Annotated in this window: 15 protein-coding genes; 9 read left to right on the top strand and 6 right to left on the bottom strand. The window is 54.0% G+C overall.

All coding sequences use genetic code 11. From position 1 onward, the window contains the following. Positions 1-306 precede the first annotated feature (306 nt). Positions 307-2,010, top strand: a complete 1,704-nt coding sequence (locus tag MK110_06135; GenBank protein MCH2210861.1) for a thiamine pyrophosphate-dependent enzyme — start codon at positions 307-309, stop codon at positions 2,008-2,010. A gap of 596 nt (positions 2,011-2,606) precedes the next feature. Beyond that, on the top strand, positions 2,607-2,837 hold the full coding sequence (locus MK110_06130) for a hypothetical protein (GenBank protein ID MCH2210860.1): 231 nt from the start codon (positions 2,607-2,609) through the stop codon (positions 2,835-2,837). 350 nt (positions 2,838-3,187) lie between these two features. Here MK110_06130 and MK110_06125 read toward each other — a convergent pair whose 3' ends face one another. Further along, positions 3,188-6,172 (bottom strand): PQQ-binding-like beta-propeller repeat protein, encoded by a 2,985-nt coding sequence (locus MK110_06125; GenBank protein ID MCH2210859.1) that lies wholly within the window; start codon positions 6,170-6,172, stop codon positions 3,188-3,190. Positions 6,173-6,449: 277 nt separating this feature from the next. Here MK110_06125 and MK110_06120 point away from each other — a divergent pair, with 277 nt between their 5' ends. After that, a complete protein-coding gene (locus tag MK110_06120; protein MCH2210858.1) occupies positions 6,450-8,075 on the top strand; it encodes a thiamine pyrophosphate-requiring protein in 1,626 nt (541 codons plus the stop codon). Between the two features lie 109 nt (positions 8,076-8,184). Here the strand turns inward: MK110_06120 and MK110_06115 are convergent, their stop codons facing one another. From MK110_06115 to MK110_06105, 3 genes are all read right to left on the bottom strand, one after another. Next, positions 8,185-11,343 carry a M20/M25/M40 family metallo-hydrolase gene (locus tag MK110_06115; GenBank protein MCH2210857.1) on the bottom strand — a complete coding sequence of 1,053 codons (3,159 nt, stop codon included), beginning with the start codon at positions 11,341-11,343 and terminating at the stop codon, positions 8,185-8,187. Between the two features lie 138 nt (positions 11,344-11,481). Beyond that, positions 11,482-14,787 (bottom strand): PSD1 and planctomycete cytochrome C domain-containing protein, encoded by a 3,306-nt coding sequence (locus MK110_06110; protein MCH2210856.1) that lies wholly within the window; start codon positions 14,785-14,787, stop codon positions 11,482-11,484. A gap of 206 nt (positions 14,788-14,993) precedes the next feature. Then, positions 14,994-15,704 (bottom strand): RraA family protein, encoded by a 711-nt coding sequence (locus MK110_06105; protein ID MCH2210855.1) that lies wholly within the window; start codon positions 15,702-15,704, stop codon positions 14,994-14,996. An 858-nt stretch (positions 15,705-16,562) separates the two neighbouring features. Here MK110_06105 and MK110_06100 point away from each other — a divergent pair. From MK110_06100 to MK110_06090, 3 genes are all read left to right on the top strand, one after another. Beyond that, complete coding sequence (locus MK110_06100) at positions 16,563-17,312, top strand: hypothetical protein (protein MCH2210854.1); 750 nt, start codon at positions 16,563-16,565, stop codon at positions 17,310-17,312. A 398-nt stretch (positions 17,313-17,710) separates the two neighbouring features. Then, positions 17,711-18,493, top strand: a complete 783-nt coding sequence (locus MK110_06095) for a tetratricopeptide repeat protein (protein MCH2210853.1) — start codon at positions 17,711-17,713, stop codon at positions 18,491-18,493. 177 nt (positions 18,494-18,670) lie between these two features. Then, positions 18,671-19,420, top strand: coding sequence for a flavodoxin (locus tag MK110_06090; GenBank protein MCH2210852.1), 750 nt, complete (start codon positions 18,671-18,673; stop codon positions 19,418-19,420). 499 nt (positions 19,421-19,919) lie between these two features. On the opposite strand, the gene MK110_06085 is transcribed toward MK110_06090, so the two are convergent. After that, positions 19,920-20,366, bottom strand: a complete 447-nt coding sequence (locus MK110_06085; protein ID MCH2210851.1) for a hypothetical protein — start codon at positions 20,364-20,366, stop codon at positions 19,920-19,922. Positions 20,367-20,999: 633 nt separating this feature from the next. On the opposite strand from MK110_06085, the gene MK110_06080 reads away from it, so the two are divergent. Then, on the top strand, positions 21,000-22,379 hold the full coding sequence (locus tag MK110_06080; protein MCH2210850.1) for a hypothetical protein: 1,380 nt from the start codon (positions 21,000-21,002) through the stop codon (positions 22,377-22,379). Positions 22,380-22,622: 243 nt separating this feature from the next. On the opposite strand, the gene MK110_06075 is transcribed toward MK110_06080, so the two are convergent. Next, positions 22,623-23,180, bottom strand: a complete 558-nt coding sequence (locus MK110_06075; protein MCH2210849.1) for a hypothetical protein — start codon at positions 23,178-23,180, stop codon at positions 22,623-22,625. A gap of 461 nt (positions 23,181-23,641) precedes the next feature. Here MK110_06075 and MK110_06070 point away from each other — a divergent pair, with 461 nt between their 5' ends. Together MK110_06070 and MK110_06065 are read left to right on the top strand one after the other, a co-directional pair. Further along, positions 23,642-25,471: a c-type cytochrome gene (locus MK110_06070; GenBank protein ID MCH2210848.1), complete on the top strand. Its 1,830-nt coding sequence runs from the start codon at positions 23,642-23,644 to the stop codon at positions 25,469-25,471. Positions 25,472-25,703: 232 nt separating this feature from the next. After that, a complete protein-coding gene (locus tag MK110_06065) occupies positions 25,704-26,774 on the top strand; it encodes a dehydrogenase (GenBank protein MCH2210847.1) in 1,071 nt (356 codons plus the stop codon). The last annotated feature ends 22 nt before the right edge of the window (positions 26,775-26,796 follow it).

Raw genomic sequence — 26,796 nt, 5'->3', positions numbered from 1 at the left:
GATCCGCGGCACTTCAGAGTGCAGATGGTCCACCAAACTCAGGCCAATTGATCGGGATGGGAACCCGGAAAAACACTGGTTTGCCTCATCGACCTCGTCGTGAAACAGATTGTGATGACTACTTTGGATCACAGCGTTTCACGTTCAATTTTTCGTATAACAGTCTTGACTGCATCATCGGTCGAGCATGATTGTCCGAAGAGCGGCAGTGGTTTTCATCAACTTGCAAATGCCTGTAACGGGCCGGATACTTGGCTGTAACCGTTGTCCGCTTCCTCAATTTGCTTTCTCAAGCTTCATGACAACATGAGCACCACCGGTATCCACATTTTTCTGGACATGCTCGCTGAATTCGGAGTGGATCGAATCTTTGGTAATCCGGGGTCGACTGAGTTACCGCTGAACGATGCTCTGGTCTGTGACGATCGGTTCCGGTACATCCTGGGGCTCCAGGAAATTCCGGTGATGGCCATGGCCGACGGCTACAGCATGGCTTCGGGAAATCTGTCTGTGGTCAATGTTCACGTGTGTCCTGGTCTCGGAAATGCCATGGGCATGCTCTACAACGCTTATCGGGAAGGCACACCCATTCTGGTTACGGCGGGACAACAGGATCGACGGCTTGCATTCAGCGAACCCATCCTGGGAGGTGAGATGGTTGCTGTGGCTCGGCCGTGGACAAAATGGTCGTTTGAAGTTAATCGAATTGAGGATTTACCGGGTGCCGTTCAGCGGGCGGCCCGGATTGCGCTCACTCCACCGACTGGCCCCGTCTTTCTGTCGCTGCCGGTTGACCTGCAAATGGAATGTGCTGAATCCCTGAACGTGACTCCGATCTCAATTCCGAATCCATTGATTCGTCCACCTCGGCAGGCCGTCACCTCTGCGGCGGAGATGATTTTGACTGCACGGAACCCACTGATTATCGCCGGAAGTCGCGTGACGGACCGTGGTGCCGGCGAAGCGCTGGTCAGACTGGCTGAAACGATTGGCGTTGCTGTCGTGAGTGAACCGGGAACGACACATGGACGCAGTCCTTTTCCCAGTAACCATCCTCTGTATGGCCAGGGACTTCCGCTTTGGGCACCTGAAATCCACCAGCGGCTGGAAGGTCATGATTTGATCATTGTTACTGGCATGGATCTGTTTCGATTGTACGTTTACTTTGAACCGGATTTGGCCGTACCGGAACATCTCCGGGTGATTCAGATCGATGAAGATCCCCTGCAGCTGGGTAGGAATTTTCCGGTTGACGTCGGGATATGGGGACACACTCGAGTGAGTCTGGAGGAATTAAACGGAGAGCTGGAATCACGAATGACTGACGAACTGCGGGCTATTGTCCGCCAGCGTTCGAATTCACTCACGCGTCATCACAACCACGTGCGAAACCGTTTGCAGCACGAAATCGATCAGCAACAGGACGTTCGGCCAATGACCCCGCTGTGTGCGATGGACAGCATCGCACGAGTCCTTCCTGACAACGTGGCAATCGTTGAAGAAGCCGTGACAACCACCAACACCACGATCGAGCGACTTGGGGCGTTGAGGAATACGACAGGTTATTTTGGACACCGGGGTTGGGGGCTCGGTTGGGGGCTCAATGTGGCCATTGGAACTCAGATGGCCTGGCCGGACCGGCCGGTTGTGGGAATCATTGGAGACGGTGCAGCTTTGTATGGAATCCAGGGACTGTGGTCAGCTGCGAAATACAATGTGCCGGTTTCGTTCGTGATCTGTAATAATGCTCAGTACCACATTCTCAAGATTGGCGCCCAGGGGATGCAGTTGCCTTCGGCCGGTCAGCGCCAGTTCGAAGGAATGGACCTGGTGGGACCTGAGATTGATTTCGTGTCACTGGCGGAGTCATTTGGCGTTGAAGCACGCAGAATCACCGAACCTGACCAGCTGAGTGAACAGCTGACTCAGGCGATCAACACTGACAGGCCCGTCCTTTTGGATGTCGACGTCAGCAGGGAACTTGGCAGCAGACTGAATTATGGTGAATAACCTCTGAACGACGTGTTTATCCGGGATTGATCAGGTTTTTCGCTACGGACGTCCTGTGACCTGCCGCGGCAATTGATCAACGACCGTTTCTGTACATTAGATTCCTGCCATACAACGGTGTTGTTGAATTTGCTGAGCGGGACTCTCTAGTGCAGTTAGTACTTCGCGTAAGTTTATGGTACACCGTAAAAGTGGAGCGGTTTCCGGCCATTGTCATACAGGTCGATGGTTGTGTCCGACCGACGATGGTCACGTCCGGTTCTTAATTGCGAATACAGATCTGACCTGTTCCTGGAGCCTGTGGCCATACTGCGGTTGATTGATATGTGATTATTCGACAGTTCGGATGCTGCAGTCTTCCCGGTTTTTTCGTTGCAGTTGCCCTGCGTTGACAATCGATGTTTTTTGCGGACAGACCGATGGCGAAAAGCAATTTGAGCAGCAGATCCTTGATTTTGATGGCGACCGGCCTGTTGTTGTTTTCCGGTTGCGACCCGGAGACGGGGCGGGTTTCCGGAAGAGTGACTTTTGAGGGTAAGCCGATTGGAAAGGGCGAGATTTTAACATATCCCCAGAATCTCCCGGAGGGAGTTCCGATGAAGAACTCCGCCGGGCGGATCGTCGATGGTGAGTACACTCTGTCGACATATGATAAAGGAGACGGTGCTCAGCCTGCGATGCATAAGGTCGTAATGACAAATTACGAAGACACGACCGGTGGCCCTCAGATTCCGTCAATATTTGGAAGTCCTGTCTCCACGCCGCTGACGATTGAGATCAAATCAGGAGTCAACAGGATCGATATCGAGATTGCAGACCATTTATAGTTCCGGACTGCTTATGAATCGCTGTTGAACATAGTGCTGGCGCTTAGCTGATATTCGGGACAGCCGCCTTCCACGAGAACGCCCCAAAATTACGCGCGGACCGCGGTGCTTTCGCCAGTGTTCAACGTTGTGTGACTTACCTGGCTTTGTTGGGCTGCTGTTTGACACCTCCAACGGCACCGGAAGTCAGCGGTTAAAAAAAGACCGGATTCTGTGATATCAATCGTGACCGTTTATTGTCTTGGAGTAACAAAACATCACACGTGAAGGTGTTGCGTGTGATGCATAACACGACAGGAGCAGAGACCGACTCCGATCCGGCTCCCGCTTTTCTGAGTCGACCGGTCGGGCTATTTAAAGCACATCAACCGGCCGTCTTCCAGACTTACGAAGACGTGACCGGTGGCATCCACGGCCGTGCCCCCTTTTACCGCGTCCACGGGCAGGTTTTTCTTCCACAGATCACTGCCATCTGCAATGCTGATGGCTACGAGGAACGGCTGGTCCGGTGTTGTTTCTGAATGTCCGGTTGCCAGCAGTTGTTCCTGACTTACCACAAAACTTGTAAATCGTCGATTTAGATTGTCTTGCCACACATGCTGCGGTTGCTTCTGGTCTTTGCCGCGACGGCGAAGAAAGTCGCGTGCGGCGTCCTTGTTGATTCGCTCTGTACCTGATGGTAAAGGGGTCTCCAGACCCAGATTGCCAAACATGCTGCCTTCGTAGCTGGCATCGTGGCACAATGTGTTTCCGTCGCCGCATTTGTGTTCCAGAGAGACATATTTGCCATATGCAGGATACCATGGATAGAACGCTGTTCGGTACTGCGAGGTTACCTGATGTTTGGCTTCATTTCTGCACTCCAGCGTTTGTAGATCGAAACGGGCCGTTTCGTAAACCCCACCGCCAAGAAATCTGAGTTCGTTGTCCACGATCATCAAATTACCCTGCATGCTCACGCCACTGTTGACCGATTCTGACAGTACTCCCGATCCGTCGTTGCGTGCTTTCAACTGTCCGGTGACAGCATCAAGAGCCACGATGTAGGTGCCGTCATAGTGAGTGATACCGGCAGCCGCATACACGGTTCCATCCTGCACCACCACTCCTCCGGCAACCGGCCACCGCGAGACGAGTTTTCCGAAGACAGAAATTCGTCGATCCTGGGGAGCAACACGGTAGGTCCACAGCAGTCGTCCGGTGGCTGCTTCAAAAGCGTATACGCGACCATCCGCTGAGCCCGCGAACACACGATCATGAGCAACCGATGGTGGATAGTAGACAGCGCCATTGGCGTACGATTTCCATTTTTCATTACCATCAGCATCGTAGGCTCGGACAGCTCCCGTGCGATCAGCTACGAAGACCTGGTTCCCGGCTGCGACCGGAGCTGTGGGTAGCTCATTTTGCACCACAGAAACAGTCCAGGCGTGATTAATCGACTGAGCTAAACCTGCTTCGGTTGTGTCGGACCGGTCGTTGCCACCTCGATACGCCGGCCAGTCCGTGGTCTTCACCGGAAGCCCTGTTGCCACAGTGATGTCAGAATGAACAACCAGTGATTCCTGTTCGACAACGGCGTTGTTCCTTCGGCTGACCGTATCATCACCGATAGGGCGCAGTCCGATGTTTCCGTACAGGGAAAGCTGACACCCGCACATCCACGGTCCCCAGTACAGATGGCCGTTTGATACGAGTACCCCGTCCTGACACGGAGGTCGCATCGGAGAAATGTGCTCGGCTCGATTTTCTTTCGTCATCAGGCGGACTGTTCCGCCGGAGGCCCGAAAGAAAATACTGTCTGCACAACCTGTGGCGCGTGTACAGGCCCGACGGCCGGGGAAACTGGACAGCACCGTACCTGTCTGATGGTCAAGCTTGACTCCGGTTGTTCTTTGAGGTCCTGCGGCATACACCGCGTCCTCACGCAGAACCAGCTGCAGATTTCCAACATCATGAGTCCATTGCAGGCTGCCGTCGCGGGTGGAGGCTGCCACCGTCTGTTTACGCTGAGGACCCGCGAAGAACACATGGTTGTCTGTGCACTTCATGTAGCACGTCGTTGCGTAGCCTGTGGTGTAGTGCTGAGCACGTTCGTTGGGGCCGATCGCCTCGAGCAAATCGCTGTCTGAATTCTTCCACAGCAGTTCCCCGTTGGTTGCATCGATGCAGGCGAGAAACCTCTCCGCACAAAAACAGAAAATCTTTCCGTTCTTCATGCACACGGCCCGTGCATCCAGAAACTCTTCGTCGCGATAATGCCACAGAATCTCACCCGTACCCCGATCGATTGCCACTACCGTTCGTCCAAATCCAAATGCAGTGCGTGGATCGGTATAGTCGTGCCCCTTCCACATTCCCCACGGCCAGTGTCCCAGGCCGGGGCGATTGGAACGCATCGTTTCTACCTTGACCTCCAGATTTCCCACCAGGGCGTACAAAATGTCGTCCTGCAGAGCCATCCATTTCCAGACCGGGCCGTCACTGATTTCTTTGGGGATTCTGATTTCACGACGAACCTGTCCGGTGTCACGATCAATCACCTTACAGGACTCATGGTCACCCATGTACAATGCATCATCTGCGGCGACCATTGTGTTTCGATGGATCAGAAAACCCTCCGTCAAAGGCCGCTTCCACTGGATGGTTCCGTTCCAGGCGTTGATGCACAGCAGTGTATTGAGCATCTCATTCTGGTTGGCTTTGTGGGCGATATGTCCCATGGCCTTATAGATTCGACCTCCGGCAATCACACTTTGTTCCGGCATCGGGCTGAATTTCGGAGTTCCGATGAACTGAGTCTGAAAATTGCCCCGCACCTGCTGGTCCTCTGACTGAGGATTGTTGTCCGGACCATGGTAGGGGTGGCTCCAGTCATCTGAACCGCTCGGTGCCGCTTTGGTGAGTCGACGATCTCCCATCAGTGCGGTGGAATTCGGGTTCAGCACTCTCAGAACTTCTTCTTCCGATGTCCGGTCCAACACGGACGGATCTACGATCACTGCGTCGGCCAGATTGTGAGACAGATGAATCGAACTCAGATCGCCGAAATCCACGAACACACGTCGGCCCAGCAGACCCGCATCGTCCGCCAGCTTTTGAACGACACCGGCCTGCTCCGAAGTTTCGGCCTGAAAATAAATCATCAGTTCACGATCAGCAGCCAGTTGAGTCACAAACTGAGCGTCGTCTGACGGAAGTCCCAGAACGGCCACAACGCCCCGATCGCCTTTGACCAGTGACAGTGCCTTCCGGACCCGAACGTCGTCAGCCTTCAACTGAACAGAGAAAACTCCGATGGACAGACACAACGCCAGTCGCCAGATTTGTGACATTGTTGAGATTCCCTGTGTCAGAGAAGCGGAACCGGAAACGTAACCGAGGCCCAATTATGGACACTGGAACAGCGTCTGGCAATCGGCAGACCGGCCGGCAGTTGGTGCCGCAAAACAATAAACCAACGGATGCCGACACGTTGTTCACAGAGGATTGAGTGAAATTTGTCGAACCGGACGCTGTTACTTCTGACCTGACACGTCCAGTGATACTATTCACACATCACGTTCAGCTTCAGTTCAAGTTTTAATTAACGCGGAAAATAAGGGTGATCTCGTGAAGGGCAGCAATGTCATTGCAAAAATTCTCAAGGCCGAAGGAGTTGATCAGGTCTTTTGTTTTCCGTTCACACCGATTATCGAAGCACTGGCAGAGGAAGGGATTCGAATTATTGTTGCTCGGCAGGAGCGCGTGGCCGAGAACATGGCCGACGCTTACTCACGCATCACCAATGGGCGGCAACTGGGAGTCGTGACTGTGCAGCAAAGCGCCGGCGCTGAAAACGCATTTGCCGGCATCGCCCATGCTCGCACCGATTCCAGTCCGATTCTGTTTCTTCCCGGTCATCCGGGCAGAGAACTGGTCGGAGTTCCTCCCACTTTCGACTCGGTACCCCACTATAGATCCACCACCAAATGGGCCGACATGATTCCGTCAGTCGGCAGTATTCCTCAGCGGATGCGACGTGCATTTACGGCTCTCCGTTCCGGACGTCCAGGGCCGGTGATGTTGGAGACACCGGTGGATGTCTGCAAAGAGGATTTCACAGGATCGCTGGAATATAAGTCTGTCTCAGACGTACGAACGGCGGCGGATCCATCCCGGATCAGCGACGCGGCCCGCCTGCTGCTGTCCGCCTCACGACCAATGATCTGGGCCGGGCAGGGGGTGCTTTACGCCGAAGCCACAGATGAGTTGACTCAACTGGCTGAACGCCTTGGTGCACCGGTCATGACCACCCTGCTGGGCAAGAGTGCGTTTAACGAACGCCATCCGCTTTCGCTGGGGACGGGGTCCTACACGGATACGGCGATGCTGAAGGACTATCTGGAGCGCTGCGACGTCATTTTCTCAATTGGTGCCAGCCTCACACGCACAACCTTTGCGCCGGTGATTCCAGCAGGTAAAAAAATCATTCACGCAACCGTCGATCCACAGGACATCAATAAGGACTACGCGGCGGATGTTCCGCTTACTGGTGATGCGAAACTTGTTCTGGGGCAACTGCTTGAGGAAATTGGAACATCGACCGGGCAGGCAGTGCGAGCCGAAGTCGAAGCGCACGTTGGTGAAATTCGTCAGGCATGGAAAGCTCGCTGGAACCCGAAACTCACCTCAGACGAAACCCCCATCAATCCATACCGCGTCATCGGCGATTTCATGAAAACGGTCGATCCGGCCGAAGCCATCGTGACTCACGATTCCGGTAACCCGCGCGATCAACTTGTTCCGCTGTACGAGTCCGTCACCCCGCGGGGCTACATTGGCTGGGGCCATTCGACTCAGCTTGGTTTTTCTCTGGGAGCCGCCATGGGAGCCAAACTTGCGGAGCCCGACAAACTGGTGGTCAATTTTCTGGGTGATGCCGCCTTCGGCATGGTCGGGATGGATGTCGAAACCGCAGTTCGGGAGAAAATTCCAATTCTGACAATGCTGCTCAATAACTCGGCGATGGGTAACTACGAACAGCACATACCCAAAGCGACTGAACGTTATGGAACGAAATACCTGTCGGGTAATTACTCCGAAGTCGCCCGAGGTCTGGGCGCGTTTTCCGAACGGGTTGAACAGCCGGCTGACATCATTCCGGCGATCAACCGCGGCATAGCAGCCACGCGTGAAGGTCGTCCGGCACTGCTGGAATTCATCACGTGTGAAGAACCCGATATGGCAGTCCGCTAACCCGTCGACCGAAAATCACGCACGCCACGATGGCAGGAGCGATTGAAAAACCCCGGCTGTTTGATAACAGCCGGGGTTTTTGACTGTTGAGTACCGGACGTTCGGCGATTCAGTCTCGCGAACCAGGAGTGACGCTAAGTTTCAGTTCACGATCCTTTCGCAGAACAACGATCTCAATTTCCTGTCCGATTTTGAGTGCTTCAATTGCATAAGTGTAGTCGTAGATGTTTTCGATTTTTTTGCCGGCCAGGCCGACGATCACATCTCCTCCGCGAACACCGGCTTTGTCACAGGGGCCCCCGTTTGCCACTCCTGACAGCAGCACCCCTTTGACATCGGATCCGGCGTAATCCGGAATTGATCCCAGCCAGGCCCGAAGATTGGCCCGCCGCTGTCCGTCGTCCGGACGTACCTGAGCCACATAAACCGGCATGCGGTCTCGACTCACCAGGGCCTGACAGACCCGTCCCATGAATTGAGCAACTTCAGAAATTCCTTCATAGTTCAGTTTTTCCGGAGTGTCCCGCGGGGTGTGGTATTCGCTGTGAGTCCCGGTGAAAGCCGATAGAATGGGAACGCCGTGCATGAAAAAGACACTGGCGTCTGTGGGGATGTAGCTGTCATTTTGCAGGGTCACGGGCAGACCGGCGACCACGTTGATCTGCTCGACGATTTTTTTCCAGTCGTTGGACGAACCCAGTCCCTGAAGCACCACGCGTTCCTGCAGTCTGCCAACCATGTCCATGTTGAGACAGGCGGCAATGTACATGTGCAGTCCGCCGGTGGTCGGACCGGAGAGTTTGTCGTCTTCATTCTGTGCGGGCTCGTCTTTTCCGTGGGGATTGTTTTCCACAGGCTGGTCATCGGAATCAATCTCCAGTGCAGCCGACGCGTCAGCCGCATGCTGCGCAAGCATGGTTTCCAGATCTTTGACGTAGTGACTGGAACCCAGCAGACCAAGTTCTTCACCGGACCAGGCCGCAAACACAATGTCCCTGTGGCCCTGCAGCGTACCGTTGTCTCTGGCCGCTGCCAGAGCTTCGGCCATCTGAAGCATCGCGGCCACGCCGGATGCGTTGTCATCGGCACCAAAATGAATCTGTGATGACTCGTTGTCCCGCGCCAACGACCCGGCACTCGGACCGGCTCCAAGATGATCGATGTGCGCGCCAACAACCACGATTTCATGTGAAGGATGTTCTGCAACCTGAAGTCGACCCAGAACATTTCGTCCCTGTCTGTGTTCCTGTCGGATATCAACCGTTGCCGCCAGTCGGGCGTCTTTCAGCGGAAACCCCATCGCCGGACTACCGTCATCAAGACTCTGTTGTAACTGTTCAAGACCCTTGTCTGAACCTGACAGCAACATGGAGGCAAGGTCGTCGGTAATACTCAGCACAGGCAGACTGGTTCCCGCAAGGGAACCGTCGAATTTGAGGGGAATCAGCTGTTTTCTGACTTCTGAGGTCGGGCCACTGACCAGAATCAGGCCTTTGGCTCCCAGGTCACGGGCATTCATTGCTTTGAACCGCAGGCTGCTGAATCGAGCCAGATACTGGCGACGCTCAGCTGATATGTCTTCCGGCATAAATCGAAAACACAGAATCCATTTGTCCTTCACATCGAGGTGCACGAATGAGTCGTATTCGTCGAAGCCCTCACCGGCAGGCGCCTGGATTCCATAGCCGGCAAACAGGACGTCTGCTTCCGGAAATTCACCGGTGGCCGAAAACGCCAGAGGACGCCAGTCCTGGTTCAATTCCAGGGATGTGTCATTGAATCGAAGCGCATTGCCGTCCCCTGCGGAAATTCCGGATGTAAAATCAAACGGTTGAAACCAGCCGTCATCAACTCCGGCCGGTTCCAGTCCCAGTGTTTCAAAAAACAGAGCTACATAATTAGTAGCCAGTTTTTCCCCTCGTGTACCGGTCAGACGCCCCTGCAGCTGAGGTCGACACAGATATTCCACATGACGAACCGCATCCGCCGGGGCGTATCCGGTTCTGCGCGACGGAGCACGGGCGGTCGTCTGCAGGGAATCTCCTTCTGACGTTTTGAGCGCATCTTCAAGACCCAGGGCCTGCAGCGCTGCCGAAGAATTCCAGTTGCCGATAAAAATCTGTGACTTTTTGTTGGCCGTCCGATTGGATGTCCATGCCAGCTGTGTGCCGTTCGGGGAAAATGCCGGGAGGCCGTCGAAACCGGCGGTATGAGTCACCCGTACCGGTTCATGCTGCCCGGCCGCATCCACCAGATACAGCTCAAAATTTGCGAACCCGTGTACGTTGGTGGCAAAGATGATGTAGCGTCCGGACGGATCGAAAAAAGGAGCCCACGACATTGCGCTCAGTGAGGTCAGTTGGCGCTGGTCGGTGCCGTCGATGTTCATGGTCATCACTTCGGCGGTTGCTCCGTCTTCTGAAAATCGGCGCCAGCACAGTCGATGACCATCCGGTGAGAAAAACGGACCACCGTCATAACCGGGAGTATTGGTGAGCCGACGCAGTCCCGAACCATCTGCATTCATAATGCAGATTTCACTGGCCCAGGACGGATCCAGGTCAAATTTCTGTTGGTCTTCATCACTGAGATCCGTGTATCCGAAGCGGTTGGAAGCGAAGGCGATGAGTTTGCCGTCGGGAGAGTACGATCCTTCCGCGTCGTAGCCGCGTTCGTCAGTCAGGTTGCGGTAACTGCCGTCGGTCGGATCGAACTCATAGATGTCGTAATACTCGTCGTAGTCCCATGAATAACGTCGCTGCTGTCCGGACTTCCGAAGTGCCAGTTCTTCCTTTTGTTTTTCAATCGCCTGAGGATCACTGTGCGTCGACGAAAACAAAACACGCTGACCGTCGGGATGAATCCATGAACAGGTTGTCTTGCCGTGTCCCGGAGAGATTCGCGTCGTTTCTCCGGTGTTCCGATCCAGTCGAAAGATCTGAAAGAACGGATTCTGTGGGTCACGCTCGCTTTGAAAAATCAGTTGCCGTCCGTCGGCGCTGAAATATCCTTCACCGGCTCGGCGGCCTTCAATCGTGAGCTGTTGTATTCTGGTCAGAAACCTGGCTTCATAAGCCGCGGCTGTCACTGGATCGGATTCTGAAATATCAGCATCCTGTGCCAGGGCAGCAGCCGTAATGCAGGTTAATGACAGTAAGACGGGGCGAAGAATCATTTGAACGTCGCTGTTGCTGTTGGTGAGAAAGGTGGGGACCGCAGCGGACAAACAGATCTGGTGAGGGCGTGGTGATTCGGGCAGAACGTCCACGTTCGATCAATTGTCCTGCTTGGCAGATTGTGGATCCGACAATACAGAATTGTAGCCGTTTTTTGTCTGTGTTCCGGAAATACAGCATTTTTACCGTGTGGTCACACCATTCGGAGCGATTGATTGTTACGCAGCGAATCATCGAAGATAGATGAATTCTTTGGTATTCATGATCGCGTGACACACGTCCTGCATGGTCTTGTTCCCAATGGTTGTTTCTGACAGCACTTCGGTGTGTTGTTCGGCCTGTGTCCGGGCAAAGCTTTGAATGGCAGCCAGTTCCTGTCTGACCGGCTGACGTCCCAGTGCCTGTTGCCACGCCCCCACGATGGCGTCATTCACCGTTGGTGAGCGGTCAATCAGGAGTTCTGCCCAGCGTGCTGCCTGTTGGTGTGCGAATTCATCATTGAGCATGATCAGCGCCTGAGCCGGCACGTTTGAAACTGCGCGTCGACCGCGAGCAGACATGGGGACCGGAGTATCAAACGCCAGCATAAACGGTGACAAAAAATTTCGGTTCACAGAGATGTAAATACTTCGACGCCCGTATCCGTCCAGTGGACCGCCTTCCGGTCTTCCGCGGCCCTGCATGAAGTCGGTGAGTGCCACCGGTACCGAAGTACCAAACGGCTTCAAATCCAGACGTCCTGCCAGTTGCAGCATGGTGTCACGAATGACCTCACCCTGCAGTCTGCGGACACGCGCACAGTGCAGCCAGCGGTTAGTCGGATCTTTTTCCGCAGCAGCCACGCTGCCAAGACTGCTCATTCTGTAAGTACGGGACAAGACAATCAGTCGGATCAGTTGTTTGACCGACCATCCGTTTTCCCGGAAGCGCCTGGCAAGGTGATCCAGTAAATCGGGATGACTCGGACGTTGACCCAGCACGCCGAAATCGTCGGTGGAAGCCACGATGCCCCGACCAAACAGATGGTGCCAGATCCGGTTGACGGCCACACGGGCCGGAAACGGATTGTCCGCAGCCAGCAGGCGTTGAACCAGTTCACGGCGGCCGCTGCCTGATTCAATCGGTGCCTGGTCCTCTCCGGCAATTGCTTCCAGAAACGACCGTGATGCCACAGGACCCGGATTGCGGTGACTGCCTCGAGTGAAAATGTATTGATCTTCCCCCGTTCCATCGGTGATGGCCTGTACCGGTACTGCGTGAGCAGCGTGTGTTGACTGTTCGGACCAGGCTGTCTGGAGTTGAGTCCACTGTTCATCCGACGACGCGGGCAGCAGGCTCTGTGCAAACAGGTCAGGCCATGCGTACTTCACCGCACCTGCAATCGGATCGGTCCCGGAATCAGTCTGTAACGCCTGATAAAGCTGACGAACCGGTGCAGGAACGTCAACGGCGGGTGGTGCTCCGTTTTGGTGTTCCACAAAGTGAACTTCGTCGATCACGAACCAGCCGTCACCTTCATCGATCACTTCCAGGTAAGCCTGATTACCGAGATAGCGATGAGTGTCGCCGGCAATCCGTATCCACTGGAATTTTCCTCCGGTATCGAACTTCTGATCAACTCCACTGAACAGAAGTCGGTTGAAGTGAGACATCACATAACCTTCGATCACCAGACGAACCCGTGCGCGTTCGCCGGCAACACGGATCAGGATCTCCGGGTGCGTGATTTCGAATGTGGGGCTGTACAGATGACCTCCAAACTGATTGGACAGATCTCCCGAGCTGAACCCTGCATGTGCCACACGATGCTGATTCGCACCGGCGGCCACTTTCGCTCTTGGTGACCCTGCAAAGGCCGGGCCTGTTACCGACCAGCCGTCCGGCAGGCCGTTGCTGAAATCAGCATACTTTTCAACAGAGGATTCGGATTGCAGCGCCTGCCGCACTTCATCCTGCCACCGCTGAACAACACTGCCAATATCTTCCTGTGGCGGTGACTGGGCCACTTGAGCCAGCAAAGAAACCGGGTCCGGGATTTTTCGCGATTCGGCCTGCCCTAGTTTTTCCACCCACAGCCGCAACAGATCCGGATCACAGGAGAATTCGTCAGCAACCGCCGTGATTCCGCGCCGGGCACCGACTGCTTCAGCAAAAGGTTGTTCGCCAGGCTGTGCCTGACCGCGGAAGACGTCCAGTGCTGCGCCGGCATAACGCAGGGCCGTTCCGGATTTCAGATCCTGTTGCTGTAACGTGGCGACGAGCCTGTCGACCTGGCTTCTGAGTTTGCTCAGTTCTGCAGTTGTTCGGCCAATGCTGTTTCCCGGGTCCAGCCATCCGGTTCGTCGCCGCGAACTTTGCAGGATACCGTACAGAGCATAATAGTCCCGGGTGGAAATCGCATCGAACTTGTGGTCGTGACACCGGGCGCAGGCCACGGTGAGTCCCATGAATGCGCGGCCAAACACATCGATCTGATTGTCGATCTTGACGGATTCTTCATATTCCACGTCCACCGGTGAGTGTTTGGCTTCATGCAGGAACCAAAAACCGGTGCCAATCAAAGATTCGTTGTAGCTTTCCACCGGATGACGGCGAGGCTCCGGCAGCAGGTCGCCGGCGATGTGCTCGCGGGTAAAGTCGTCCCAGGGCACGTCTGCATTGAATGCTCTGATCACATAGTCGCGGTACTGCCATGCGTGCAGCAGAGGATAATCGAATTCATGTCCCAGTGTTTCAGCATAACGGACCACATCCAGCCAGTGCCGGGCCCAACGTTCACCAAACTGAGGTGAAGCCAGCAGCCGATCAACCACCGTTGCTGTCGCAGTCAGGTCATCGGCCGGATCATCAGTGAATCGCCGGATATTTTCCGGTGTCGGAACCAGTCCGATGATGTCGATATAAAGGCGACGAATGAGTGTTTGTCGATCGGCGTCCCCGGCCATCGGCAGGTCTGCGTCTTCCAGGCGAGCCAGAATAAAACGATCAATGGTATCAGTCGGCCACGTCGAATTCCGGACGTTGGGCGGCTGAGGATTTTGGATGGGTTGCCAGGACCAGTGCGCGTCCCGGCGTTCTTTTAACGGAAACGCTACGGGGGGGGTGATAGGCGTTTGGGAAGCCTGAAGACCTTGCGGCCATGGAGCACCCATTCGTATCCAGTCGACCAGAATCCCGATTTCCGCTTCAGGCATTTTCGATCTGGGGGGCATTTCCAGTCCCTCGTATCGAACGGCTTCAATCATCAGGCTTTCATCAGGTTTCCCCGGTACTATCGACGGGCCACTGTCTCCGCCTTTCAACAACAGTTCGCGGTTGACCAGTACCAGCCCCCCTTTCGGCTTGGCGGTCCCCGCGTGACATTCGAAGCATCGCGCCTGCAGCAGCGGGATCACTTTGTTCTGAACAAACGCTTGTTGCTCAGCCGTGATCGGCTGTTGCTCTGCCGACACCGTAGCCGTAACCGCCAACAGCCCCACTAAGAGCCGGCCGATCAATATCGCCATATCCGTTGGAATATTGTTCGCACGTCGCATTGAAGACCCAAACCATGAAAACAGACACTGTTCGAAACGCTGACTCGAAACCCTGATATTGTGACCGGAGCCGGACTCACATTCAATGTCTGGCTATGCTGTCACTGCAGAGCCAGACGGGGTGCAGGCTGACAAACCGGTCAGCCCTTGTTGCATCGAATGTCTTCGACCATCCGTAACACTTCAGCACGTCGCACCATAATCATTTACATGTGCGCCTGAGTACGTTCGCCGTGTTCTTTCATCAACTGCACGACGTGGTTGATGTCAAAATTTTCTGTTGTCTGACAATAGTCCACAACCGTCTTTTCCGATTCCAGAAATTTGTGAATAAAGGAGACCAGCTGGTCGAGGGGAATTTCCTGAGGAATCGTCATCACACCGTGTTCGTCGGCATGGATGAGATCGCCAGGATAAACAACCAAACCACCAACTTTCACGGGTGTGTTGATTTCTATCCAGCGAATGTGGGCATGCCCCACGACCGCGGCCGGTGCGCAAAGTTTGAAACCGAGCTGTTCGACTTCCGGCAGATCACGCACTCCTCCATTGGTAATTGCTCCCACCGCCCCCAGACGCAAAAAGATACTGGCGGCCACGTCGCCCCAGGAACAACTGCGTGCCGCTGGCTGGTCCATGTCCTGAGAAACCATCACCTTCGGACCGGGGGCCCTTTGTACGTATTCCCACATTTGCTGCCATTCCACAATTCGTTCCCCTTCGGCCGGTGGTAATTCACCGACAACCTTTCCGGTCACCGCGTATCCGACGAGCGGGCCCAGAGACGGAGAAACGGATCGGATGGAAGTGTCCATGAGACCTTCGGTGCGTGGACGAAGATCGAATTTTTCGAGGGCATCATAAACGATGGGTGTGCGGATCTTTGCCAGTTCTGCCAGGGCTTCGTCGTTTGTCATGGAGCTGCCTTTGAGGAAGTGAGTTGAGTGACCTGGTGACTGGAATTGACGTTGGACCGACAACAGGCCGGTGTCCATTCTTTACGGAACGACGACCACCAATAGAACATGGGAATGAAACCGCAAACCCGAACGTTGGATTTCATGCGATATTGATATGAACCGGACCGGACGACAGTTTGAAATATTGTCGGTGCCCCGGCCAACAAACCTTGAGTTGCCAGGCAGACCAGGGCCAGTGCGAACAACAGGAGTGAGATGTCTTCTGCGGTGGGTCCCGCCGGAGTGGCTTAAACGCGACGGAGAACTTTGTGGAGATCCACAGTGCCCGCGCAGGTTAATCAGCCACTTAAGCAGCATTTCTTTCTGCCACCTGCCACCCCGTCATCCATCACTGCTTCACGCTCCCTGAATACGCGGGTTGAGGTGCTTCGTTACTGCGTCGACGGTTCTTGGGCGGATGACGGGGTGCGTTCGACGGCAGCACAAAAAATTGACACATCAAAAAAAACAATAATTTGAGCATTGCATCCATGCCTGAAGCTGCCTACATTAACTGAGACTGAGACTCAGTATCATATCGTTTTGTTGGGGAACTCAGTGGGGTGTTGTCAGGCTTTGTGCGTTTCATCAGGAAAACGGCGAGCCATAAGTGCTGCCTCAAGTGATTCGATACAGAGTTCAATTGACCAGGTTTTTCATTGGCCGGACAGAATGATGACGAGGCAGGGCCCTGGGAAAAGCGACCATAGCCATCGAACATTGCGGCTATTCGCGGCAGCGGCTGTGCGTGCTGTTCTCATAAACAACGGAATTTGTGGTTTTGGTGCAGGTCACTGGTCCGGAAAGTAAGACACGATGATTGATTCACAGCCATTGGAATCGCTGCGTGCTGCTGCACAGCATGAATTGGAGGCATCCAACTTTCAGGAAGCCCTGCTGTTGCTGGAGCAGTGCTTTGAACAGGTGCCTGAGGATCCCAGAAGTTACGAACTTCTGGGACTGGCTACGTATGCCACCGGACATTACGGCTGTTCTGTGAACAGTTTGGAACGAGCTTCGTCACAGGTGCCCCTGCGATCGGTGGCCCAAGTCTGTCTGGCACATGGGTATGCAAAAATTGGTCGTACGCAGCTATCGCATGACCTATTGATCGAACTGGGTAAAAATCTCACCCTTTCCAACAGTCTGCTGCTGCAGATCGCCACCGGACTGGACCAGATTAATCAGTCTGAGGAGGCGATTCAGCTTTGTCGGGTGATTGCTCGACGGGATTCAAACTGCGCTCAGGCCTTTTACGACCAGGGATTCTATCTGGGACGGCTGGGGAAATCGGTGGACCGCATTGTTCCTCTGGTCCGGCGTGCCATTGCTCTGGCACCTGACGTTATCTGTTATCGGGTGGGGCTGGCGGGGCTGTTTTGCATAAACAGACGTTACGAGGAGGCCTACGAACTCATCAGTGAACTCAGCAATCAGCAGATTGAATCGATCGAGTGTCTCAGCTGTATGGAAAAAATGACGCGTATTTACGAACGGAGACAGGACTTTCGACGTACGGTGATCGCCCGCCAGCGGATGCTGCAACTGGAAAAATTATCTGTCTGAATCAGATAAACAAAGACGTTCGAGGGACTCGACAGAATTGACAGGACTTCTCCGCTGAAAACAGGATTCCGGTTCGGACCATGCACCTCATTTTCATACATCTCAAAATTTTTGGTTTGATCGTGGTTTTGACAGCACTGATCTTCGGAGTGAATTGGTGTATCGAAATGCTGATGTTTGACCTGCGTCGGTTTTTGAACTCGGCTGGCCGAATGCGGGAGGCAGAACACCCGCGCAGACTGAGTCCTTTCGAACGGCCCAAGCCGAACAGATCGGTGAGAAATTCGCATCTGTTTGAAGACCGTGGTTTTGAACAGCATTTTGTACAGCGTCAAACACGCGATAACAGCAGGGACTGACACACGGTGCTGCTCAATATTAATCACGGGATGGTTTAGATGATTGCCGTTGTAGACACGACAACCCTGACAGTGGACGTGGCGCGTATGCATCGCGCAGCCGAAAAAGCGTATCACAGTCGTAATACAAAAGTTGCCAAACGTATCCTTCGGCGCTGTGTCCGCCGCAATCCACGTGATGGCCGAGCCTGGGAATTGTACGGAAACGTGCACCACTCCACCGGCAACTATCCTCTGGCAGTGGCCGCCTTTCGGCGCGGTGCCAGGATTGTTTACCTGGAAAACAGCAGTCGAATTTCGCTGGCCCTGTCCTGTGCCAACCTGGGGCGTACCGCTCCGGCCAGAAGAATTTTAGTTCGGTTGTTGCAGAACGATTCACTGACTGCGAATGAGTATCTGCAGCTGGCAATGGGGCTGTACATCGTCCGGCAACCGCACCTGTCCATTCACGCCTGTCGTAAAGCTCTGCAGGCGGATCCGGAATGTGCTCAGGCGTGCTACGACCTGGGTTATTACTGTGATAAGTCCGGCTATCCGTCTACCACTGTTGAGTGTCTGATGCGACGGGCGTTGAAACTGGATTCTGGTAATGCTCGATACAAAATTGGTCTGGCATGTCTGCTCTGCAAAGCCGATCGGAGCAGAGAAGCTCACCGGGTGGTGAGGGATTTGGGGATGACAAGTATTAAAGCCATGACGTGCTCCAGCTGTCTGCAGCGACTAGTGCAGTTGTATCGCCGTGCCAAGGATCGTCGTCGACAGGGCGTGTGTCAACAGCGACTTGTAGAGCTACAGCTACGAGGCTGTGGATTCGAATGCTGATCTTTCTTTCGGGAGTTACAGCACAGGAACCCAGTTCTGGAAATCGTCAGTTCGACTGATTGTTCATGACTAATAGCCAGACGTGCGTCCAGTCCTGCAGCCCAAAAATACAGATCGCGTTGCCGGCCAACAGTCCCTTTAACCCTTTAACCCTTTAACCAGAGAATCAAGTGAATTATGACTGACAGTTTTATTCCCGTTGAAGGTGAACACTTCGTCACAGTGCCTGCCGGAAATGAAAAGCATACGAACCTGATTGGTGTCCGCGGATTACTGCTGACGTTGGGACCAAATGCCATGGTACGTGCGGACTTTGATGGACACGGTGTTGTTGAGTTGTCGGCCTTCGATCTCACCGAATATACAGAATTAGAGGCGGCCGTAACCGGAGCCGGCTCTGAACCCAATGTGGGGATTTACTTTGGTACGGAAACGGGAAATACCCAGGAGATCGCTGAATCTATCGAGAAACAGCTGCAGGGATGCAATGTCAGTGCCTGCCAGGATATTGCTGATGTTCCGGTAACAGACCTCCTGAAGCATGACGTCCTGCTGTTGGGAGTCTCCACCTGGAACATTGGAGATATTCAGTACAACTGGGAAGAAAAACTGGACGAAATTCATGCCCAAAGTTACAGCGGAATCAAGGTTGGCATCTTCGGTCTGGGTGATGCCGCCGGTTATCCGGATACCTTCGTCGATGGAATGGGTATTCTGTGGGACCGCATGAAAGAAAGTGGTCCGGAACTAATCGGTATCTGGCCATCCGACGGCTACACCTTTGATGAATCCAAAGGTATGTATGACGAATCACACTTCCTCGGGCTTGTCATTGATGAAGATGGCGAAGCAGAACAGACGCCGGACCGCGTCAGGGAATGGGTGGCGCAGCTGCACAGCGAACTGGGTGCGGCTGTGGCTGTGTGAATCTTCACATTCGACTAAATGGCCGCAGGGCAGTCAGCCGGATAACCAATTTACCTTTTTGTGGTGTTCGGCTGGCTGTGTGCTTACACGCAGGACCGATGACTAAACCAGTAGTCGCTGGAAACGGGCAATTCAGCCTATGTCAGGTGAACTGCCGCGAGACCGTGCACAGAGAACGGCTACTGACACAAAGCGATAGTCAGAACGGAATGTTGGCAAGAGGGCATATTCGGAAGAGCGTCCGTCGGTGGGTTGGTCTTCGGAGGAATCGCGCGTTCGTTCATTGATGTCCTTCCCGACCCGTACGCAAAAGTTTAGAACAAACACCAGGTGTCGGCTTCTTTTTCGATCATTGGTGCATGGGAAACTTACCATTGATCGTGATTGATGTTGAGACATCGAGGTAGCACCTTTTTACCCGTCAGGACTTTGAGGCTGTACCGAAACCGAAGTAGCACCGCACGAGGTCGAATGTGGGTGGAACACCGTTCACCCTGTGTCAGTCGTGGGTTGATGGTTTTGCGTTTGCCGGGTCTGACAATGCCGCGCCGATAAGTACCCCGGCAACACCGATCACGGCACCGAGCGATTCACCCGTGGTGTACATGTAGTTGGTCAACCCTGGGCCGGGGTGAGCAAAAATATGGATTGCGGTTGAAACGGGAATGCACAAAGCTGCCAGGACGGTGGCGGTCAAAGATCGAAATCCAGGAGCCATCAGAGCACCTGCCAGCGTAAACGCGATGCCATTGGGAAGAGTTTGCAGTACCGGCAGAATAAAGGCTGAATAACCTGAGCCCTGTCGATCCAGACCGAGGTGCGAGTGAAAGACGACTCCTGTGTGTTTCAGTAACCAGCCAGCCAGCATCGCGGCTGGTAACACGCAGGCCCATCTCAGGAGTCTGCTGCTGCGGCGCTGGTTTTGAACGGATTCTGAGTCGTGCATGATTTCACAATCTCGTCCGACGGATCCGACCGACTGAAAGCGGTATTGTGACGCCGAACACTTACTTCCCGATAGATCGATTTGTTTGAGTTATTCGAAGGACCTGTACTCGCCCGGCGAACTTTCGTGACCGCTCAGTTCGTGGTGCAGTATTTGCCAACAGACAAACTCATCGCCAACATTTTTTTGCAGAGGAAAACCTGCAGGCTGAATGACTGTGTGTCAGGCTGATCTGATTTTCACTAGACTGGCTGATCGGTGGCTGGGTGCGAATGCTGGCTTTTGTGAGTCAGTCTGCGAATGGAATGATCTCATACGAATTATGACGGCTTTAGTACTATGGATGGCAGCTGTATCGATTCCGGAGAAAGAGTCTGTTGTCTTTGTTTCGGACTCTAAATCCGGTACGGATAATGCGATTCATACCTGTCGTTTTGCATCAGACACCGGTCAGCCGATTTCTGTTCCGATCTACGCATGTATTGGTTATTGGTATGTTGAGTTAACCCGGACTGTGTCGCCACACGGATGTCGTTTACGTCGAATGCCGCGAAGTTTCATGAAACTGGTCTCTGTTTGAATCATCATCCACATGACAGATCTGCTCTGTCAAAAAAAGGTTAATAATTAATAATGCGTCAGACACCACAGCAAAGAATCACTCGCCGTCATCTTCTGGCCGGTGGTGCAACCCTTATGGCTGCATCAACGCTTCGGCCTCTTTCGATTTTGCAGGCGCAGGAGCAGGCTGAGAAAACGCACGGCCGTCTGCGTATCACCGGGATTGAAACGCACGAAATTGCAGTTCCGTATCAGGACTGGATCGCATATGAGCTCAATCACTATTACGGACCAACTCGACGTACCATCTATGTGGTTCGTACCAACAGCGATCTGATCGGACTGGGAGAGGGAGGACGTTCACCGGAGGCAGAATCCGTCCTGGAACAGTACATTGGTTCCAGTCCGTTTCACTGGATCGGGGATGAGACAAGTCTCGGTCTGGGAACAGCTATGTATGACCTGATGGGGCAGGCCGCCGGGGTGCCCGTCTGGAGACTGTTTGGTCAAAAGTATCGGTCTTGGGTGCCGGTTGCATCATGGACTGTGTCCACAGATCCTCAGCGGATGGCTGCAGCGGTTCAGCGGTATGCGGCGGCGGGATACACGTGGATGAAGTACCACCTGTCGCCGTTCGAGAATGTGATTGATCAGATGGAAGCGATGCAGGCGGTGGCCCCAAAAGGATTCCGGATCCACCACGACCTGACGATGGGAGGTTCTGACGACCACACGTTCGAGCTGCTGGAAAAAATTTCACGGTATCCGATTGCAGGTTGCTTCGAAGATCCGCTGCCGTCCAGAGACATCGAAGGCCATGCCGAGCTGCGAAAGAAGTGCCGCCTGCCGATCTACTATCATCATTCCCCGCTGGGGGCCGGATTCGAAACTCAGTCGCGAGCTGCAGACGGGTATATTGTCGGCCACTCACGAATTGGCGATGCGATTCGACGGGCGGGGCTGTTTGCACAGCTTGAGCTTCCGTTTTCACTGCAAAACGTGGGTGGCATGATCACCCGGGCTATGTGCGCACACATGCATGCCGCGTTCAAAACGGCCCGACTGCACTTCAACAACGATACCGAAACATGGAAAGCTGACGTGGTGAAAGAACGTCTTGAACCGGTCAACGGTCTGCTTCGCGTTCCGGAGGGGCCAGGACTGGGCGTGACCCTGGACCCTGACGAACTGGATCGCCTGAAGAATCTCACACTGCCCGAACATCCAAAGTGGATTATCAGGACTAAATATGCCAACGGCACCACAATGTACAATATTGCCAATCCCCAAAGATCTTTGTTTATGGTCCGGCCAGATAAAAGGCGTGAGGTGACACTCAGCTATGACGCTCCGCTGGCCACCGACTACTGGGACCCGGATGGAACACCGGCATTTCGTGAGATGTTTCAGCGACTGGAAAAAGAAGGGATGGTCCTGGAACGACCACAGTAATACAGCTCACACGCTACGTGCCGGTATTGATGGAATCGAATTTGTGACTTACGTTCAGTGCACCGGCTGAACCTCATTCGGGAGGATAAGACGTTCGTCGGTCTGCCTGGTTAGGTCATGCATTGGGCTGTTTTGGATCAGCTCAGCAGAAAATGTAAGCCATTATCAGATCAGCAAAAAAACGCGACGCAGGTTTTTCACCATGCGTCGCGTTACATTGAGTCAGACAAAGCAGCAGGACGTCTAGAGGATTTTCTTGATGTCCGCGATGATTTCCTTTGTCTTCAGCTCTTTAACGTCGCTGACAGCGAAGTTGGCTTTAACATTGACTTGATCAGCCAGAATAACCGTGACCTGTGCTTTGGGGCTGATTCCGTAATTGTCGGGACCGTTTTCGAATTCGTTGGGCACAACGAAAGGCACCTGAGTGGCTTCACTTGTGGTGGCCAGTTTGCGGGCAGCATCGGATGCATCGTCCCTGTCATCAGCCAGGACGTTAACGAAGCCGGTCAGTTTTGCGTCTGCATTTTTGTTGATGGCCTTGTCAAGCTGCTTAACAAATTCAACAACCTGAGGGTCAATCGAACGCGTAAAAATCACAACCTGCGGCTTTGAACCGTTTTTGCAGCGATAGCAAAGTGACTTGCCTTCTCTCACGCCATCCTTTTCGGCACCGGCACATTTGGTGACGTAGAACGCACCGAGCCTGTCACCGGCCTGTGGACCACTTTTCAAATCCTCGCCAACACTTACAGCGGACGTAACAGCGAAGGCCATTCCAAACATCACCAGATTTCTCACAGTTTGCTCCTGTTCAAGGGGGGCTGATATCTCCGTGCTCTGCGGCACGAACAGAGATTTGTATGCTCTTCAATTTTTGAAACACGACTGCCGGACGTTCGGTCAATGCCGACACCGAATTATTTTCGCCTGACTAAGACTGACCGTCCACCACCAAATATGATTTCACAGCAACCAGTCTACCTGTTCCAGTGCGGGCTATACTACAATGTCCGACAGTTGGTTAGAAGTGAACGAGATTGCATCCGGGGAGATCACTCCCTGCAAAATACGGTTTCGCTTCGGTTTTACCGGACGAAGTTTTATGGATTCTTAAACTTCCGGCCGAACTGCAGATATGAGAACAGGCTGCAAATGAATCGAGAACATCATGGCAGGGATTTCGGGTCTGTCTGGAACTCGATTCGTCCGGAGTTGGGGGTTGTTTCTCCTTTGTGTTAATCGATTAAGCGGACAGGCGAATGCATCGAACGTTAATGAGCATGATCGTTCTCACGTTGGCGTTGTCCTGTGGTCGGCCTGCCGGACAGGCGGCTGAGTCTGCCAGGAACTCAGGTGAGGCTCTGGAATCAGCCGCATTGTATCGTTCTCCGGTGGATGTGGCACTTTCCCCGGACGGACTCTGGCTGGTCACTGTCAACGAAACATCCAACAGTTTGTCTCTGATCAGTACGAAGGATCAGTGTGTTGTTGATGAAGTGAGTTGTGGTGACCATCCTGCGGATGTGGCGTTTTGTCCCGACAGTCAAACGGTTGTGGTAAGTTGCGCGTGGTCCGGCGATGTGCGTGTTTTTCAGATTGCTGATCAGCGACTCGGGCAGCATGCGGTGGTGGATGTGGGATATGAACCATCCGGCCTGGTGATCAGTCCGGATGGCAGCCGCGCATTCATCGGACTTGTCGCCGGAGCCCAGGTTGCAGAAATCGACCTGGAGTCCAGGAGGGTTGGGCGACGTTTTGAAGTTGGAAACTGGCCGCGATACCTCACTGTCTCTCCCGATGGGTTACGACTTGCCGTGGGCTGTGGCGGGGATGGCACCATTCATGTGATTGATACGCAAAGTGGTGATCCGCTTTACAGTGAACCTCTGGTTAACGGAATCAACCTTGGACATATGGTTCCATCGTCGGACGGCATGTACGCCTACTTCACATGGATGGTCTATCGTACGAATCCCATCAACGTTGGTAATCTTCGACGAGGCTGGCTGCTTGCCAGTCGGATTGGTCGCGTTCGCCTGGATGGTCCGCAGGTCCGTCAAGCAATCTCGCTGGATGTCCCCGGCAAAGCTGTTGCGGACCCTCACGGAATTGCAATGACTACTGACGAACAGAGGCTGGTGGCGTCTGCGGCAGGGACTCATGAACTGCTGGTCTATCGACTTACCGATCTGCCGTTTGTTGGAGTTGGTGGACCAGGAGATTTGATCGACCGTCGGCTGGAAAACGATTTTGATCGTTTTCACCGAATTGAAGTGGGTGGACGTCCCATGGGACTGTGCATTGCCGGCGATGACAGCACGGTTTACGTTGCCAACTACCTGCGCGACTCGATTCAGATCGTCAGTCTTGACGACAGGCAGGTCACAAATGAGATCGATCTCGGAGGTCCCGAACAGATATCACTCGCTCGACGTGGAATGGCGATTTTTCACGACGGGCAGCGCAGTCTTGATCAGTGGTACAGCTGTCATTCGTGTCACCGCAACGGTGGTGTCAATTCGCGGCCCATGGATACGATGAACGATGGCAGCGAAATGACGTTGAAAACCGTACTTCCGCTGTATGATGTGAGCAGGACGCAGCCATGGACCTGGCATGGATGGCAGGATAATCTTGAGAATGCCATCCACAAGTCACTGACATCCACAATGCTCGGTAAGCCTCCCGCCGACGAAGAGACTCGGGCGTTGCTGGCTTATCTGGACCAGCTGGAAGCCCCGCCGAATCCACATCGAAACGCGGATGGATCACTGAGTGAGGCCGCGCAGCGCGGTAAACAGGTGTTCCAGAGCAGCAGAGCCGCGTGTGCTGACTGCCACAGCGGTCCGTATTACACGGATGGACAAATTCACGATGTGGGACTGGGATCATCCAGAGACGTTTACGAAGGTTATAACACTCCGTCGCTGCGAGGTGTTTATCGTAAAGTCCGTTTGCTGCATAGTGGCCGAGCCCGCTCACTGGAGCGAGTTGTGACTGATTTACACAGCCCGGAAAAGGTATCGGGAACCGGTGGTCTGACCGAAGCGGAGGTCCAGGATCTGATTGCGTTCCTCAGGTCGCTGTAGCGAGCGTAGTGACGTTTACCCGTTATTCACCTGCTTGACCCGGTTGACCGAATCGACAACCATCCTCGCCGTGAGGCGGAGTTTGAATCGGCGTCTTCCGGGGACAGACGGCAGTGTCGCTGCGTATTCGGAAGACAACCTTCGGACTGTAAACGTTTCACAGATGACCGGCAGATTTCAGAGCTGGTTCGGGATTTCAGTGACCCTCATTTAACGGTCCGGACGCGCACTTATGACCAAACCACTGCCACGTGAATTTCAGGTAGCCCTGACCGCTGATTTTTATGATGACGCTGGCCAGCCAAAATTCAACGAATTTGGACTGAATGTTTTTGAAGGACATGAGCACATTCGAGTCACCAGGTTTGCTGAGCACTGTCCGGAAATCAGGTCGCAGCAACTTGCCGACAGTGCCGGAGTCATTGTGCTGACTGCACGGGTCACCGCTGCCACGCTGACGGATTCTGATGATTTTTTGGCGGTGGGGCGATTTGGAGTGGGATACGACACTGTGGACGTGGATGCCTGCACCGAACGCGACGTGCTGGCGATGATTACTGTGGGAGCAGTGGACCGGCCTGTGGCGGAAGCGACCGTCGGCTGGATGATTGCGCTGTCGCATCACATGCTCACAAAAGATCGACTGGTGCGTACCGGGCAATGGGACGAACGTACTCGGTACATGGGCTGTGAACTGCGAGGCCGGGTACTGGGGGTCGTGGGGCTGGGAGGGATCGGGAAAACACTGGTGTCACTTCTGCAGGGGTTTGGCATGCAGCAACCCGTTGTCTTCGATCCTTTTGTACCGGCAGACGTGGCGGCATCTGTGGGAGCACGTCCGGTTGAACTGCAGGAGTTGCTGTCAACGGCTGATTTTGTGTCAATTCACTGTCCGTTGAACGAGCACACCCGGGGGCTGATTGGATCGGCCGAGATCAGTCGGATGAAACCGGGTGCCTATATCCTGAACACCGCACGCGGCGGAATTGTGGATGAACAGGCGCTGTTCGAAGCACTGCAGAGTTCCCGAATCGCAGGTGCTGCTCTGGACTGTTTCGAAAACGAACCGGTGACAGAACCGCATCGGTTTGGTGAACTGGAAAACGTGATCCTTGCTCCGCATTCCATTGCCTGGACGGAAGAACTGTTTCGTGATATTGGCCGCACGGCCTGTCAAAGCATGCTGGATCTGTCCGCCGGAAAGCGGGCACACGGAGTTCTAAATCCGGAATTGTTTGAACGGAGTAGTTTTCGGAACAAGTGGTCCCGGATCACGGGGATTCCCGAAGGTGATCTGGAGTGAGAGGTCGGCCCGAAAGACTCAT

The sequence above is a fragment of the Fuerstiella sp. genome (assembly GCA_022447225.1).
In the GTDB taxonomy this organism is placed as follows: domain Bacteria; phylum Planctomycetota; class Planctomycetia; order Planctomycetales; family Planctomycetaceae; genus S139-18.
The sequence above is the reverse complement of the archived record's forward strand: the minus strand, read 5'-3'. Positions and strand labels throughout refer to the sequence as shown.